Source organism: Embleya sp. NPDC005575 (assembly GCF_040605455.1).
GTDB lineage: Bacteria > Actinomycetota > Actinomycetes > Streptomycetales > Streptomycetaceae > Embleya.
In genome coordinates this window covers 19,315-34,273 of sequence record NZ_JBEXCV010000004.1, presented here as the reverse complement: position 1 = coordinate 34,273, position 14,959 = coordinate 19,315, and the positions used below count along the sequence as shown (strand labels likewise).

Annotated in this window: 18 protein-coding genes; 7 read left to right on the top strand and 11 right to left on the bottom strand. The window is 71.6% G+C overall.

What is annotated here, in order from left to right:
* Positions 1-30 precede the first annotated feature (30 nt).
* From ABZS54_RS02010 to ABZS54_RS02000, 3 genes are all read right to left on the bottom strand, one after another.
* On the bottom strand, positions 31-1,608 hold the full coding sequence (locus ABZS54_RS02010) for a hypothetical protein (RefSeq protein WP_355529748.1): 1,578 nt from the start codon (positions 1,606-1,608) through the stop codon (positions 31-33).
* Positions 1,609-1,801: 193 nt separating this feature from the next.
* On the bottom strand, positions 1,802-1,996 hold the full coding sequence (locus tag ABZS54_RS02005) for a DUF2304 domain-containing protein (RefSeq protein ID WP_355529747.1): 195 nt from the start codon (positions 1,994-1,996) through the stop codon (positions 1,802-1,804).
* 23 nt (positions 1,997-2,019) lie between these two features.
* Positions 2,020-2,400, bottom strand: coding sequence for a hypothetical protein (locus tag ABZS54_RS02000; RefSeq protein ID WP_355529744.1), 381 nt, complete (start codon positions 2,398-2,400; stop codon positions 2,020-2,022).
* A gap of 324 nt (positions 2,401-2,724) precedes the next feature.
* On the opposite strand from ABZS54_RS02000, the gene ABZS54_RS01995 reads away from it, so the two are divergent.
* Positions 2,725-3,183 carry a flavodoxin family protein gene (locus ABZS54_RS01995; RefSeq protein WP_355529741.1) on the top strand — a complete coding sequence of 153 codons (459 nt, stop codon included), beginning with the start codon at positions 2,725-2,727 and terminating at the stop codon, positions 3,181-3,183.
* Positions 3,184-3,715: 532 nt separating this feature from the next.
* Here ABZS54_RS01995 and ABZS54_RS01990 read toward each other — a convergent pair.
* Both ABZS54_RS01990 and ABZS54_RS01985 read right to left on the bottom strand, forming a co-directional pair.
* Positions 3,716-5,038 (bottom strand): hypothetical protein, encoded by a 1,323-nt coding sequence (locus ABZS54_RS01990; RefSeq protein WP_355529738.1) that lies wholly within the window; start codon positions 5,036-5,038, stop codon positions 3,716-3,718.
* A gap of 215 nt (positions 5,039-5,253) precedes the next feature.
* A complete protein-coding gene (locus ABZS54_RS01985; RefSeq protein ID WP_355529735.1) occupies positions 5,254-5,514 on the bottom strand; it encodes a hypothetical protein in 261 nt (86 codons plus the stop codon).
* 189 nt (positions 5,515-5,703) lie between these two features.
* Here ABZS54_RS01985 and ABZS54_RS01980 point away from each other — a divergent pair, with 189 nt between their 5' ends.
* A complete protein-coding gene (locus tag ABZS54_RS01980) occupies positions 5,704-6,375 on the top strand; it encodes an SDR family oxidoreductase (protein ID WP_355529732.1) in 672 nt (223 codons plus the stop codon).
* On the opposite strand, the gene ABZS54_RS01975 is transcribed toward ABZS54_RS01980, so the two are convergent.
* A complete protein-coding gene (locus tag ABZS54_RS01975) occupies positions 6,344-6,874 on the bottom strand; it encodes a GNAT family N-acetyltransferase (RefSeq protein ID WP_355529729.1) in 531 nt (176 codons plus the stop codon). The two genes, ABZS54_RS01980 and ABZS54_RS01975, sit on opposite strands and share 32 nt — an antisense overlap.
* 113 nt (positions 6,875-6,987) lie before the next feature.
* Between ABZS54_RS01975 and ABZS54_RS01970 the strand changes: the two genes are divergently transcribed.
* On the top strand, positions 6,988-7,392 hold the full coding sequence (locus tag ABZS54_RS01970; RefSeq protein WP_355529726.1) for a PPOX class F420-dependent oxidoreductase: 405 nt from the start codon (positions 6,988-6,990) through the stop codon (positions 7,390-7,392).
* A 196-nt stretch (positions 7,393-7,588) separates the two neighbouring features.
* Here ABZS54_RS01970 and ABZS54_RS01965 read toward each other — a convergent pair whose 3' ends face one another.
* Entirely contained in the window at positions 7,589-8,059 is a 471-nt protein-coding gene (locus ABZS54_RS01965; protein WP_355529723.1) for a GNAT family N-acetyltransferase, read from the bottom strand.
* 206 nt (positions 8,060-8,265) lie between these two features.
* Here ABZS54_RS01965 and ABZS54_RS01960 point away from each other — a divergent pair, with 206 nt between their 5' ends.
* Positions 8,266-9,000 (top strand): DedA family protein, encoded by a 735-nt coding sequence (locus ABZS54_RS01960; RefSeq protein WP_355529720.1) that lies wholly within the window; start codon positions 8,266-8,268, stop codon positions 8,998-9,000.
* Positions 9,001-9,268: 268 nt separating this feature from the next.
* Here the strand turns inward: ABZS54_RS01960 and ABZS54_RS01955 are convergent, their stop codons facing one another.
* Together ABZS54_RS01955 and ABZS54_RS01950 are read right to left on the bottom strand one after the other, a co-directional pair.
* Positions 9,269-9,523: a hypothetical protein gene (locus ABZS54_RS01955; RefSeq protein ID WP_355529717.1), complete on the bottom strand. Its 255-nt coding sequence runs from the start codon at positions 9,521-9,523 to the stop codon at positions 9,269-9,271.
* 153 nt (positions 9,524-9,676) lie between these two features.
* Positions 9,677-10,099, bottom strand: coding sequence for an SRPBCC domain-containing protein (locus ABZS54_RS01950; RefSeq protein WP_355529715.1), 423 nt, complete (start codon positions 10,097-10,099; stop codon positions 9,677-9,679).
* 122 nt (positions 10,100-10,221) lie between these two features.
* On the opposite strand from ABZS54_RS01950, the gene ABZS54_RS01945 reads away from it, so the two are divergent.
* Positions 10,222-11,199: a YafY family protein gene (locus ABZS54_RS01945; RefSeq protein WP_355529712.1), complete on the top strand. Its 978-nt coding sequence runs from the start codon at positions 10,222-10,224 to the stop codon at positions 11,197-11,199.
* A gap of 52 nt (positions 11,200-11,251) precedes the next feature.
* Here ABZS54_RS01945 and ABZS54_RS01940 read toward each other — a convergent pair whose 3' ends face one another.
* Complete coding sequence (locus ABZS54_RS01940; RefSeq protein WP_355529709.1) at positions 11,252-11,992, bottom strand: ABC transporter permease; 741 nt, start codon at positions 11,990-11,992, stop codon at positions 11,252-11,254.
* A 109-nt stretch (positions 11,993-12,101) separates the two neighbouring features.
* Positions 12,102-12,887 (bottom strand): ATP-binding cassette domain-containing protein, encoded by a 786-nt coding sequence (locus ABZS54_RS01935; RefSeq protein WP_355529706.1) that lies wholly within the window; start codon positions 12,885-12,887, stop codon positions 12,102-12,104.
* 79 nt (positions 12,888-12,966) lie between these two features.
* Between ABZS54_RS01935 and ABZS54_RS01930 the strand changes: the two genes are divergently transcribed.
* The gene (locus ABZS54_RS01930; RefSeq protein WP_355529703.1) at positions 12,967-13,623 is read left to right on the top strand and encodes a helix-turn-helix domain-containing protein; all 657 of its coding nucleotides are present in this window, start codon (positions 12,967-12,969) and stop codon (positions 13,621-13,623) included.
* A gap of 191 nt (positions 13,624-13,814) precedes the next feature.
* On the top strand, positions 13,815-14,864 hold the full coding sequence (locus ABZS54_RS01925; protein ID WP_355529700.1) for a lactonase family protein: 1,050 nt from the start codon (positions 13,815-13,817) through the stop codon (positions 14,862-14,864).
* Positions 14,865-14,959: the final 95 nt, after the last annotated feature.

Genomic DNA, 14,959 nt, shown 5'->3' with positions numbered 1-14,959 from the left:
GAGAGGGAGCGCGCGGTGGCGCGCCGGGCTTCAGCCGGTGGGCTCGGGCTCGCGTTCGGGCGCCTTGGCGAGCGAGATGGAGGGCACGTCGACAGGGAGGGCGTCGGTGTGTCGGGGGAGAAGCGCGAGCAGGCGCCTGCGGTCGGCCTCCGGGGTGTCCTCCTCCAGCGGGTCGGGGGTGTGCGGGATCTGGATGCGCACCACGGGACCGTTGCCGATCCGGATGTAGCCGCGACCGGGGGGCATGTCCTCGCCGCCGGAGATGCCGGTGCCGGTGCCCAGCACGGTGAGCGTGGTCTCCGGGTCGAGCGGGCCCAGTACGACCCGGGTGTGCGTGTCGGCGATCAGCGCGGGGCGCAGCCGCCCAAGGTGGGTGGGCCGGGCGCTGGTGATCACGCCGATGTGCGCCGCGCGGCCCAGGCGCAGCGGGAGGTCGAGCAGTTCCTGGGGATCGGTGGTGCCCTGGCCGGCGGCGAGGTCGGAGAGTTCGGTGATCTCGTCGAGGATCACCCACAGCGGGCGACGGGCGTTGTCCGGGACCGGGGTGCCGTGTTGCTTGGCGTAGGTGACGGCGGCGATCCGGCGTTCGGTCTCGTGTCGCAGCCAGGTCAGGGTCTCCAGCGCACCGTGGTAGCCGGTCTCGATCTGCAGGATGCTGTGCCGGCCGGCCAGGCACGCGTAGTCGCCGGAGCCGCTGCCGTCGATGACCACGATGTCGCCGTCGCGGGCGGCCTGGAGGGCGATGGTGCGCAGCAGGTTGGACTTGCCCGCGCCGGGGGCGGCGACGGCGAGCAGGTGCGGGTCGGTGCTGCGATTGCCGGTGCGCCAGATGACGGGCGGGAGTTGCCGGATGGTGTCTTCCACGTGCACGGGGATGCGCCGGTTGGTGCTGCCGGCGTCGGTGATGCCGAGCAGGATCTCGCGCGGCGCGGTGACGAACTGTTGGGCGGGCACGGCCGTGGGCAGCGGGGGCAGGGCGGCGAGGGTGAGGTGGTTGTTCTCGGTGTCCCACTCGTAGAGGTATTCACGACCGCGGCCGATCTTGGCCTGGAGCACCCGTTCGATCCGGGCCCGGGCGGTGGGGTCGTCGTCGGTGAAGTAGGGGCTGTAGGTCAATTCGAGGCGGACGATCCGGTCGCCGTCGAGTTCCCAGTGTCGGAAGGCGTTTTGGTACGGGCCGCCGGGGTGGAACAGTCGGGCGGGGTCGTGGTCGTCGGCGAAGTGCGGCACCAGGCCGTTGTAGACGGCCTGGAGTTTGACGTCGGTGCGATCGGGCTCGGCAGCCGGTTGCTTCTCCGCGTGGCCGAGCCAGGCGGCGCCGGCCAGGACCAGGAGCAGCGCGATCATCGGGGCATACGGCAGGAAATAGAGGGCGAGCAGGACCGCGGCGGCCCCGGCGGCACCGGCCTTGCGCTTGTCCGCCGAGGCGCTCTTCCACCAGTTGCGCGTCCACGCGAATTGCCGGTTCAGACCCCGGCCGAGGGTGAACACGGGCGAGAAGGTGTCCCGGGTGTGGTGGGTGATGTGGTGGGCGCGGGTGCGGGTGTTGCCGATGCCGTCCTTGGTGCGCCGGGCGATGGCGGCGAGGGATTTGGGGCCGGGGGACATGCGGTCTCCGTGAGGGGTTGGTGCGGGTAGGCGGGAGGACCTGGTTCGGGGGGTGAACCGGGGCCAGGGCGTGTCTTCGAACGCCCGCCGGGTCCGCGACCCTCGGCACCGTGTCTCGGTGTCGTGGTGTCGCGGCCCTTCCGGCGGGGGATCGAGGACACGCCCTGGCGGTGGTGGGAAACGGGGTGGCCGGTCAGAAGCTGAGACCGCTGAGCAGATTGGCGATGCTGTTGCCGCTCGCGGTGATGTGCGGGGCGATCGAGCTGCCGGCCAGGTAGAACCCGAAGAGGGAACAGACGAGGGCATGCGGGAGTCGCAGCCCGTCCTTGCGGAAGAGGACGTAGGCGATGACGCCGAGCAGCAGGACGCCGGAGATGGACAGAACCATGGGTACTCCTTCGGGCGGCGCACTCAGTGTGTGTTGTGCGCGGTGAGGATCCCGATGCGGCCGAGGCCGTACAGGACCAGGAGGGTGGCGCCGAGGCGCCCGGGGGTGGACAACGCCCAGAGGGCGGCGTGGAGAGCGATCACCAGCGGGAGCGTGGCGAGCGCGTAGGCGGTGTGAAAGGTGCGGAACCGGACGGTGTCGACGCGGGTGGCGGGGGCCAGGGTGCGGCGGACCACCGAGACGAGGGAGGGCAGCGCGGGCGCGGGCGGATGGTCGGAGATGGGGATCGGGTCGGCGGCGGCGCCTGAGGCGGCGTCGGTCGGGTCGGTGCGGGGGTCGGGATCGGGGTCGGTGGGGGACTTGGAGCGGGGGTAGGGCAGTAGTCGCATGTGGGTGAGTCGCATGTGGGTGGTTCTCCCCGAGGTGCCGGCCGGTTGGCCTATCGACGTATTACCTAAAGTGCTCTTATCGTCACAAATGGTGCGCGTGTGTCAAAGCAGCAAACGGGTGGAATCGCCATCTCCTCCGTGACGGTCCACTCGCATGGGTGACCCGATGCGCCCATATGCGCGGGCGGGAGGCGTCGGTTGCGGCGGACCGGCTCGTGGTCGCGGACTCCGCCGCGGGGTGGCGCACTCGATGTCGAGTTCCCGGCAAACTCACCCATTGGAGTGGCGACTGCGGATCGGGCCGTTTCGACACCGGCCCGGTTCTGGCAGCGTGAAGCCATGGCCATCCTGCTCGTCGTGCACCACACGCCCTCGCCCACACTCGCCGAGATGCTGGAGGCGACCCTCGCGGGTGCCCGCGATCCGGAGATCGAGGGCGTCGAGGTCCGGGTCCGGGCGGCACTCACCTGCTCGCCGGTCGAGGTCTTGGAGGCGGACGGCTACCTGCTGGGCACGCCCGCGAACCTCGGCTACATGTCCGGGGGCCTGAAGCACTTCTTCGACTCGGCCTACTACCTGTGCCTACACGAGACGGTCCGGCGCCCCTACGGCCTCTACGTACACGGCGGCAGCGACACCACCGGCGCGGTTCGCTCCGTCGAATCGGTGGCGACCGGCTTGCAATGGCGTCGAGTTCGCCCACCCGTGGAGATCGCCGGTCCGCCCACCCGCGACACCTTGGCGGCCTGCACCGAGTTGGGCGCCGTCGTGGCCGCCGAATTGATGCCCGAGGCGTAACGCGGCCCGGTCTCCGAGTGGGAGCCCGAGCCGCGTGCCCACCACCCTGCGGCGGACCCGACCGGTCGCAGCAACGACGGTCACGGACAGGATGCCGGGCAGGACCGACACCGCCGGCCCCGGGGTCGGCTGTCGACCGGGGCAGGCGGCCGTCGCCGCGTGGGTCCGCGAGGCGGGAGCGTGGCGGTGGGGCGCCTGGTGGCACCCCGAATTCCGCGCAGACGCACGCCAATTCGCGTACGCCGCCCCTGTGTGCGAGCTGTCGGCATCGATAACAGGCCTCGTGATGATCGGGAGCGGTGTGGGTCCCGAGTCGCCGGTGTGGGTGTCCTCGGGCGCGCTTCCCGCACCGAGGTGTGGGCCGATTCGGTTGGTGCGGCCGCGTAGCGGACGGGCATCCCGTCGCGGAGCGCACGGACGGGACGTGCAACCGGCCGCCCCCCGTGCCGGGTTGCTCGCGCAACGTGGTGACGTGTCACCCACGCCACGCGCTCGGCTTGGGGTCGCCCGCCGCCGGGCGGATGTGCCTCGGTCAGTGGGGGCGGGCCCAGCGTGGGGGGTGGGTTCGGGCTGTTTCGAGGGCGGCGGGGGTGGGGCGTTCGACCGTGTCGGGGACGGCTTCCAAGGGGATGGACAGGGCTCTGGCCCAGGTGCGGCGCCAGCTGAGGCGGCGTTGGGTGCGGGCGGTCTCGCGGCGCGCGCGGGCGGTGGCCCGGCGGGCGATCTCGGTGCGGGCGAGAGCCTGGCTGCGCAGCCACAGTGGGCGCGTGTGCAGGAGTTCCTCGACGTAGGCGGTGGTCCACTTGTTGCTGCGTGGGCGCAGGTCCAGGACCAATTCCTCCGGCAGCCCGAAGAGTTCGGCCACGGCGTCGTCGGTGAGGTGGTCGATGACCGCCTCGGCGGCGCGGCACACCGCCTCGGCGCGGCGCTGCTGGGCGTGCCACTCGCGGTCGAGCCAGCGGGTGACCGCGGCGGTGGCGTGTTCGAGTTCGCGGTCGGCGTGCAGCTCCAGCAGCCAGCGCGGCGGGTCGGTGGCCAGTTGGTGCAGCAGATCGGTGCTGATGTGGTGGTCGATCGACGGGACGCGGTGGGCGATGTCCTCGGCGGGCACGCCCAGCGTCGCCCATACCCGGTGCGGTCGGGCGAGGGATCGTAGTGCGGCGACCGCGCGCGGCGTTGCGGCGGCGAGCAGGTCGGTGATCTCGGTCGGCTTGTAGCGACACTGGTCGCCGATCTCGGCGATGTCGCGAACACGCGGGTCGCCCATGAACCGGCGCAGCCGCGCGGGCGCGGTACCGTGCAGGCGGGCCAGGGCGCACGCGAAGGCGATCACGTCGGCCGGGTCGGTCTGCCGGTCGGGGGCCAGCGTCGCGAGGTAGCGGCGCGCGTTGTGCGCACGTTCGCGGTTGTGCGCGCGGGTGGCGGCGGCCTTGGTCGCGGCCAGGGACCGGGCCACTCGGCGGGCGGCCTCGCGCAGTTCGCGATCCGCGGTGATGTGCGGATGCAGCGTGTCCACGTCGGCGGTGCGGTAGTAGCGCACCTCCAGATCCCGGCCGTACCGGAACACCCACACCCGATCCACGACCGGCAGCCCGGCGGCCTGGGCGACCCGCCGGAAGCGCTCTCGGGTGATGCCCAGCCGGTGCGCGGCCTCGGTGGCGGTGAGCGGTTCTTCGCGACTCAGCGCGGTGAGGAAGGGGCCGGGGTCGGCGGCGGCGCGGGCGACCGCGTCGGCGTCGAAGGTTCCGTCCTGGTGTTGTGCGAGCAGTCCTGTTCGTGCGGCGAGGCGGACCTGACGGGGGACGAGCCCCAGCGCCTTGCCGACGCGCGCCGCACCGATGCCTCCTCGGGTCACGACCGGCCCCTTCCGTACGGGTGACACCGAACGGGGTGACGATAGAACGGCTGCGGGGCGCGAGGGAGGGCAAAGGGCGAAATCCGCCCGATCGTGCGGGGAAGCGATGGGGCAGGTTACGGCAAATGGGGGACGGTGGGTGGGTTGGTCGGTGCAGCGCATCGGTGTGCCGCGATTGACCCGAATGCTTCGGTCGCGCCTGCGCGGCGGTTCGATCAGTCGGTGTGGCTGCTGTGGCTGCCGTGCTCGGTGTTGCGCAGGTGCCGGCCGTCCAAAAGCGCGGTGAAGAAGGCGCCGGGATGGGCGTAGTACTCGGTCGGGTCGTCGTGGTCGACGCGGAGCCAGGGCGGTAGTTGATCGGGGCGTTGCCGGCCCGGATGGCCGGTCTCGCCGGCGGTCGCGTTGTAGTACGAGAAGAGCAGGTCGCGGGTGTGGGCGAGGTCCGTGGTGATGGTCGGCCCCGAGGTGATCGTCATGGCGCGGGGCCGTAGGGGTGATCGCCGGGACGCCCCGGCGTGCGGGTGGCCGGAGGCGGCCGGCGATGGCCGGAGCCGACGGCGGCGCCCGACGGCGGTGCCCACGGACGGCAGCCGAACAGTGGAAACTGATCGTGTCGCGGAGCCACGCCGGCCGATGTCCCGGTTCATGACCTTACGGTCGGATGTATGCGTATTGTCATTGCGGGTGGACACGGAAAGATCGCACTTCGGCTGGAGCGGTTGCTCGCCGATCGCGGACACACGGTGGTCGGGTTCATTCGCAACCCCGACCATGCGAACGAGCTGGTCGCGGCCGGCGCCGAGCCGGTTCTGTGCGACCTGGAGCGGGCGTCGGTCGAAGAGGTGGTCGAGCACCTGGTCGGCGCCGACGCGGTGGTGTTCGCGGCGGGCGCGGGGCCGGACAGTACCCGCGAGCGGACGATGACGGTCGACTTCGGCGGCGCGGTACTGCTGGCCGACGCGGCCGAGGACGCGGGCGTGCGGCGCTACGTGATCGTGTCCTCGATGGGCGCCTCGACCCGGCCGCCCGCCGACACCGACCCGGACTTCGCGCTCTACCTCAAGGCCAAGGGCGAGGCCGACGAGGACCTGCGTTCGCGCGGTGCGCTCGACCTGACCATCCTGCGCCCGGGGCGGCTCACCGACGATCCCGGCACGGGGCTGATCGCACTGTCCGAGAGCGAGGGGCGTGGTGCGATCCGCCGGGACGACGTGGCGGCGATCCTGGCCGAGTTGGTCACCGAGCCCGGCACGATCGGCAAGACCCTGGAGGTGGTCGGCGGCGATGTGCCCGTCGCCGAGGCGGTCAAGTACGCGGGCGCGAAGCCTCGCCCGTGAGGTCCAGGGCCATCAGCACGTCGTCGACGTAGCGTCCGCCGAGTAGGAACTCGCCCTCCAGGACGCCCTCGATCCGGTAGCCGGCGGCCAGGTACAGGGCCCGGGCGGCAGTGTTGCCGCCGAGGACCCGCAGGGTGATCCGGCGGGCCCCGCGCCCGCGTGCCTCGGCCTCGGCCGCCACGAGCAGCGCCCGGCCGATCCGGCGGCCCTGGTGGCCGGGGTGCACCGCGAGCCCGTTGACGATCTGCACGTGTCCGGAGGCCGGGCACAGCGTCGAGCGCTCCAACTGCACATAGCCCAGGACGAGATCGCCCTCGTGGGCGACGAGCGTGTCGCGCACGTGGTCGGCGCTGCGGAAGAAGACCTTGTCCGTTGCCCAGTGAGGAGCCGGGGTGACGTCGGGGGACCAGGTGAGGTGGTCGATCTCGGCAAGACTCGTACCGTCGGCCTCGGTCGCAGGGCGGACCTGGACGCGGGTTTCCTCCGATGTGCGCGACATCCGATCATCGTCCCACCGAGGCCGCACGCCGGGCAGGTCGGGCCGCGGACGATCTTGGCGACCGCTTCGCGCGCGCCGCGTCCGCGCCGCGTGTGCGCTCTAGACTCGCGCGCATGACTTCGCCTCGGGTGCCCGCGGACCTCGACCGGCTCGCGGCCGGCAAGTACGTCCTGTTGACCACGTTCCGCCGGGACGGGCGCGCGGTGGGCACGCCGGTGTGGGTGTTTCGCGACGGTGACGCGCTCGGTGTGTGGACCGCCCGGGACTCCGGCAAGGTGAAGCGGATCCGCAACAGCGGAAAGGTCACGGTCACCGCATGCGATGTGCGCGGCAACGCGCACGGAGAGGCGGTGCCCGGCCACGCGTCGTTGTTGGACGCCGCCGGTACGGAGCGCTACCGGGGCCTGGTCCGGGGCAAGTTCGGACTCGTCGGGCGGATGACCCTGCTCGGCAGCCGACTGCGGCGCGGGAAGGCGGGGACGATCGGCGTCCGGGTGGAGCTGGGCGAGGGGCCGTAGACCCCTGCGGCCCCCGCCGGCCCCCGCCGGGCCATCGGCTGCGCGAACCGGCCGGGGCGCCGCGGTGGGTGCGCGGTCGAGCGATGGGGAGGCGGTCGGCGGGTGGGCTCGAAGCCGACGGTGCCCGCCGCCTGCTGCGCTCAGCGCTTCTTGCGCCCGACACGCCCGGCGTCCGCCGCGCCCGCCACCCCTGCGCTCAGAGGGTGAGTTTGAAGCCCACATGGGAGTCGGTGAAGCCGAGGTTGCGGTAGAAGCGGTGGGCGTTCTCGCGGGTGCCGTTGGACGTGAGCTGGACCAGACTCGCGCCGCGTTCGCGGGCACGTTCGATGGTCCAGCGCATCAAGGTCGTGCCCAGGCCGCCGCCGCGCTCGGCGCTGTCGATGCGTACCGCCTCCACCAGGGCGCGGGTCGTACCGCGCTGGGACAGGCCCGGGATGATGGTCAGTTGGAGTGTGCCGATCACCTTCCGGCTGCCGCTCGCCGCATCCGGCCTGGTCATCACGACCAGCTCCTGGTTCGGATCGGCCGCCAGGCGCTCGAAGGCCGCCAGGTACGGGGTCAGGTCCTCCTTCGAGTCCCGTCCCGAACCGAGCACGTCGTCCACCAGAAGCCCTACGATCGCGGCAATGTCGTCCCGACCCGCCGGCCGGATTTCGATGTCATTCATGGCGTCCAACGTAGAGGGCGGCCTTCGGAGGCCATCCGTCCGGTCCCGGGCACGGCGTGCCGGCCGGCCGGGGACGGATGACTGACGTCACTTTTGTACGGCCAGGGGAGTAGGCGGGAATTCGGTCGCGCGCAGGATCCGTTGACAGGATTGAGGGCGGATGCTTGTCAGGCCACATGGCAAGCGGCCTAACGGGGAGGTTCCACGTGGATGCCGTGCACGAGTGGGTGGAGCGGCTGGGAGATCTACCACCGCAGTACGCCTATGTCGTGATCGCTCTGGTCGCCGTCATCGAGACCGGGCTGCTCCTGGGCGTGTTCGCGCCCGCCGAACCGGTACTCCTGCTGGGCGGACTGCTCACCTCCACGGGTCACCTGGCACTGGTCCCCGTGTTGATCATCGCGACCACCGCCGCGATCGTCGGGGACACACTGGGCTACCTCTCGGGTAGACACCGCAGCGAACGCATAAGGACCGGGCGCCTGGGGCGCCGGGTGGGTGAGCACCGTTGGGAACGGGCCGAGGAGATGTTCACCCGCGGGCGCGGCGCGGGTGGCGTGACCGTGATGCTGGGTCGGTGGGTCGCCTTCGCCCGGACCCTGCTGCCCCGACTCGCCGGTGCGGCGGGCATGCCCTATCGACGCTTCGCGCCGTGGAACGCGGTCGGGATCCTGGTGTGGGTGCCCGGCTCGATCATGCTGGGGCGGCTCGCGGGCAGCGCGTACCCGTCGGCGGCGAGCGTCCCCGGTTGGATAGGGGTCGCGATCGTCGCGATCGGTATCGTCGCCGGCATCGTCACCTACGTGCGGCGGCGTCGGCGCCGCAAGGCCGAGGAGAACCGTTCCTCGGCGTTCGGGGACCCTGCGGCGGACGCGGCCGCGGGTTCCCGGCGTGATTTCGCGGGCGCGACGGCGTCGGTCCGTGAGGACAGCGCCGCTTGACCGAGCGCCATCGGTTGCCGACGTTTGCGATCGAATGCCGCTGACGGATCGTGCGACCGGCACCGCACCGCACCGACCCCGTCTCGCCACGCACCGAGCTGAACCGTACCGAACGGCCCGGCCCGACCCGGCTGGGCTACGCCGGGTGTGCGACACGTGTCGCCCGGAGTCGCACGGACACCGAACCCGCCGCAACGGGGCGGGGCATGGAACCCGGCCCCCTCGTGGTGCCGGCGTTCCGTGGGCCGGTCGGTCGGCGACCGGCGGTTCAGTCGCGCAATGCCGCGTCGCCGTGCTTGGCCACGTGCTCGTCCAGCGCGGCGAGTGCCCGGGTGACCTCCTCGTGCGTGCCGCCGCTGCGCTGCTCCCGCCAATAGGCGGTGCCCAACTGCTTGAGCAGCGTGGCCGCCTCCCGGCCCACCTGGACCTCCTCGACCCTCTGCTTGCCGGTGTTCATGGTGTCTTCGGCCATCTTCTTGGCCTTGTCGAGGAAGCCGCTCATCGCGCCGTTCTCCGTTTCCATTCCGGACGGACCTCGCTGCCGTACCGAGATCCACTGCCTTGTCGAGACTTCGGCACCGAGGTCGGGGCCCTGCCGACGTCCCTCGATGGTCGATCAACGAATGGCACGGATGCGAAGATCCCGAACGGAAGTGCACCGATTCGGCGGCGCATTTCACCCGTTCGGCGCTGCCAGTGCCCGCTCGACCGCCGCCATCACGCCCTGCCAGTGGGTTCGTTGCCGGGCCCGCTCGTCGGGGTCGGCCAGCCACTCCTGGTGAAACCGCAGCACGGTCCGTCCCGGCCCGCTCGCGCTCATCGCGACCTGCACGGTCGTGTCGTGATCCCAACCCGGCACTCGGCTCGTCACCCGGACCCGGTCCGGTTCGCGCCACCCACGCACCTCGCCGGTGCTGCCGTCGGCGGTGGCGTACGGCGCACCCCGGGTCGGGGTCAGGTCCACGTCCTCGCCCAGCCACAGGGCCAGGCCGGCGGCGGAGGTGATCAGTTCCCACACCTGCTCGACGGGATACGGGAGCGTCTTGGACACGCCGATCCGATAGCCCGCGTCCTGTGTCCGGCCCGTGGTGTCGTTCATGGTCCAACCCTTCCGGTGCAGTGCTTGCGTCGCCCGGTCTCGCGCTGCCCGGTCCCGTGGCGCCGCCCGATCTCGATCGAGTACCTGTCAATACCCGTCAGGTATGCGCGACACTGGCGATCATGCGCGCGAGCCGACTGCTGACCATCCTGATGACTCTGCAAACCCGGGGTTTGGTCACCGCGACCGAACTGGCCGAGCAGTTGGAGGTGTCGGTACGCACCGTCTACCGCGACGTCGAGGCGCTCGGCGCGGCGGGCGTGCCGGTGTACGCCGAGCGTGGGCCGGCCGGCGGGTACCGGCTGATGGAGGGCTTTCGCACGCGGATCAACGGGCTCACGCATGACGAGGCGGACGCGCTGTTCCTGGCCGGTCTGCCCGGGCCCGCGGCCGAGCTGGGGCTGGGCGCGGTGGTCGCGTCCGCGCAGCTCAAGGTCCAGGCGGGGCTGCCCGCCGAGCTGCGCGAGCGGGTGGGCCGCGCGCAACTGCGCTTCCACCTGGACGCGCCGGGCTGGCATCGCGAGGCGGACCGCTCGCCCGAACTGGCCAGGATCGCCGCCGCGGTGTGGACCGACCGGCGGATCCGGGTGCACTACCGGCGCTGGGGCGGTGAGGTCACCCGGGACCTGGAGCCGTACGGCCTCGTGCTCAAGGCGGGCGCGTGGTACCTGGTGGCCCGCACGGTGCAGGCGGGCGAGCATCGCGACCGCACGTATCGGGTGGTGCGGATCGAGGAGCTGGACGTGCTCGACGAGGTGTTCGAGCGTGATCCGACCTTCGACCTCGCGGCCTACTGGCAGACCTGGTCCCGGGACTTCGTCGAACAGTTGCGTCCGATCCGCGCGGACGTGCTACTGAGCGAGGACGCGCGCCGGTTCGTCCGACAACTGTTCGGGGCGTACGTGGCGGACACCGTCGAGGCGAGTGTGGGAGAGCCGCTGCCGGACGGCCGGGTCCGGGCCGTCTTCCCGATCGAGTCGATCGAGGTGGGCGTGGCGGAACTGTTGCGGCTCGGCCCGGAGGTCGAGGTCCTGGGCCCACCCGAACTGCGCGCGGAACTGGCCACCGCCGCGCGTGCGACGGCGGCGCGGTACGCGTGAGCGCCCGTGCCGCCGTCGCGGTGGATCGAAGTGCCCGGGAACGACCGGCCGACTAGGCGCCGGCGCGGCGGAACACGCGGACGCCCAGCACCACCGACACCGCGGCCAACGCGAGCGCGGCCAGCACGCCCATACCGACCGTGCTGCCGTAGTCGCCGACGAACGCTGACCGCACCGCCTGTACCTGGTAGCGCAGCGGGTTGCCTCGGGAGATGCCGTCCAGCCAGCCCGGGGCCAGCGACATCGGCAGCAGGATGCCGGACAGCAGCATCACCGGCAGGTTCACCGAGTTCACCACCGGGGCGAACTCCTGCGGGCTGTTCACCCGCATTGCCAGGGCGTAGGACAAGGACGCGAGCGAGGCGGTCATCAGCGCGACGAAGCCGAATCCGATCAGCACGCCGAGCAGTGGCGCGCGCAGCCCGAACGCCACACCGACCACGACCAGCACCACGGACTGGACGAGCATCTGGGCGATGTCCTTGAGCACCCGCCCGAGTAGCAGCGCCAGTCGGCTCACGGGAGTGACCCGCATGCGCTCCACCACACCGTGCTGCTTCTCGATCAGGATCCCGAAGCCGGCGAACGCGGCGCTGAACAGCCCGAGCTGGACCAGCAGGCCGGGGACCAGAATCTGCCAGGAGTCGCCGTCGCCGCCGAGCGGGACATCGCGCAGGAGCGGGCCGAACAGGATCAGGAACAGCAGCGGCTGGATGATCCCGAAGATCAGGCCGATCCTGGCGGACACGGTCTGGCGCAGGTAGCGGCCGAAGATCAGGAACGTATCGGACACGAGGGCGGAGGATGCGGACGGAACCGGTCGTGCGGGCGGCGCGATCCGGACGGTCCCGGGGGACGGTGTCGGCGGTGTGGATGGCGTGGACATGGCTACCTCTGCCGGGTCAGACGGCGATCGGAGTCTCGCTCGGCGCGGGGGTGCGCCGACCGGTGATGGCGATGAACGCGTCCTGGAGCGAGGCGTTCGGGGAACCCGCGTACTCGGTCTTGAGCGCGTGTGCCGTGCCCTGGGCGACGACGCGGCCGTGGTCGACCACCACGAGCCGGTCCGCGAGCGCGTCGGCCTCGTCCAGGTAGTGCGTGGTCAGGAAGACCGTGGTACCCCATTGGTCGCGGATCCGCCGGATCAGGTCCCACAGATCCACTCGACTGCCCGGGTCCAGGCCGGTGGTGGGCTCGTCCAAAAAGAGCACGTCGGGGTGGTGGACCAGGCCCATCGCGATGTCGAGTCGGCGGCGCTGTCCACCGGAGAGCGCCGCGCACGGGCGGTCCAGCAGGTCGAGCAGGTCCAGGTCGGCGGCCAACTCGGCGGCCCGGGCCCGGGCGTCCGCCTTGTCCAGGCGGTACAGCCGGGCCTGGGTGGTCAGTTCCTCGCGCACCGACACGGCGGGGTCGACGCCGCCGGACTGGGCGACGTAGCCGATCCGCGTGCGCACGCTCGCCGAGTCGCGCAGGAGGTCGTGGCCGGCCACGGTGGCGCTGCCGCCGGTGGGGGCGAGCAGTGTGGTGAGCATCCGCAGGGTGGTGGTCTTGCCGGCGCCGTTGGGACCCAGGAAGCCCAGGATCTCGCCCGCCGGGACGGTCAGGTCGATGCCGCGGACAGCCTCGACGGTGCCGCGTTTGGTCGTGAAGGTCCGGGCGAGCCCGGTGGTGTGGATGACCGGTGTCATGGGCCTACCGAAACATAGTCGTTAAAATTTTGCAACGACCCCAAATTTAAAATGACCCCATGAAGGCTAGGATGGGCGCATGACGGAGTCGGAACCCGCCGAAGGGCTGCGCGAGCGCAAGAAGCGCCGCACCCGGACGCACATCTCGGACATCGCGACCGGACTGTTCCTGGAGCGCGGGTTCGACGCGGTGACCGTCGCGCAGATCGCCGATGCGGCCGAGGTGTCCGTGAACACCGTCTACAACTACTTCCCGGCCAAGGAGGACCTGTTCTTCGACCGCGAGTCCGAGGTGGTCGACCGGCCGGCCCGGATCGTGCGCGAGCGTGCGGTGGGCCAGTCCGCGGCGCGCGCGGTGCTGGACGCGCTGCGCCGGGACGTCCAGGCGCGGTCGCCGTACGTGGGCCTGGTCGAGGGCTACGAGCGCTTCATGAATGTCATGCAAGGGTCGCCCGCGCTGATGGCTCGACTGTGGCGGATGCAGCAACTGGGCGCGGACGCGCTCGGCGCGACCCTGGCCGAAGAGGCGGGCGCGGCGCTGGAAGACCCGGTGCCGGCGCTGATCGCCGGGCAGCTCGCCGGGATCCAGCAGGCCGTCTTCCGAGGCATCGGCCGGCGAATCGCGGCCGGCAGCGGGGTGGACGCGGCGGCCGCGTACGCGTTGGCGCAACTGGACGCGGTCGAATCGCTGTTGAGCGCCGAGGTGTTGGGCTACGCGGTCCGCGCGCGGCAGTGACCAGGTCCGGGCCGGGCGACTGGTGTGCAGGCGGCCGGGTCGGGGAGGAGCATGACATCGGCGGCGACGAAGCGATCGATCCGCGATGATCTGCGTGGTCGGCTTCGTCGGCTCGACCGATGGATGCTCGGCCGATGGATCAAGAGTCGATCGACGGTCGTCCGCCTCAGGCCAGACAACAGGAGAACCGTGTGACCTCACCAAATGCTTCCGACCGACGCGGACCGCTCGTGTACGTGGGTGCGTACACGGCCGACATGGAGGGTCACGGCACCGGCATCACGGTGTGCCGGCAGGACCCGGAGACCGGGCTGCTCGGCACGCCGTCCGCGGTGATCCCGGCGATCTCGCCCTCGTACGTGGCCCGGCACCCCTCGGGTCGTTTCCTCTACGCCGTGAGCGAGCGGGGCGGCGAGGGCGCGGTCGGCGCGTACTCGGTGCAGGACGAACGGCTGGTGCCGCTGGGCGAGGTGTCCACGCTCGGCGCGGGGCCCTGCCACCTCGCGGCCGATCCCACCGGGCGGTTCGTGGTGGTGGCCAACTACGGCGGCGGCAGCGTCACCGTGCATCCGATCGCCGACGACGGCACGCTCGGCGAGGCGGCGACGCACGTGCGGCTGACCGGGTCCGGGCCGGTGAAGGAGCGACAGGCTTCCTCGCACGCCCACCAGGTGACGTTCGCGGCCGGCGGCGAGTGGCTCGTGGTGTGCGACCTGGGGTCGGACACCGTGTACCACCTCAGCTTCGACGCCGAGGCGGGCACGATCGCGGAGGGGCCGAAGGTGACCCTGCCGCCCGGCACCGGGCCCCGGAACATCGCGTACGGGCCGAACGATCTGGCGTGGCTCGCGGGGGAGTTGAACGCGACGGTCACGCCGCTGCGCAGCGACCCGCGCACGGGGGCGCTCACGGTGGCGGGCAAGCCGTTCGTGCTTTCCGGCGGCGAGGGTGCGCCGTCGGGGGTCGTCGCGGCCGAGGACGGGCGGTTCGTGTACGTGGCGAACCGGGGGCCGGACACCGTCTCGGTGCTCGCGGTGGACGGCGCGGAATTGGCCCTCGTCGAGGAGGTGCCGGTGGGCGGGGCCTGGCCGCGGGATCTGACGCTGGTGGGAGACGTGTTGTACGTGGCGAATCAGCGGGGGGACACGGTCACCGGATTCCGGTGCGATCCGGGGTCGGGGCGGCTCACGGCGTTGGGTGTCGCGCTCTCGACGGGGAGCCCGACGAGCATCTTGGTGTAGGGGTCGTCGTCCTCAGGCGCCGGACGGGCTGGATCGGCTCGTCCGGCGTTTGCCCGTGGGGTGGGCGGGTTTCGGGTGTCCTCAAGCGCCGGACG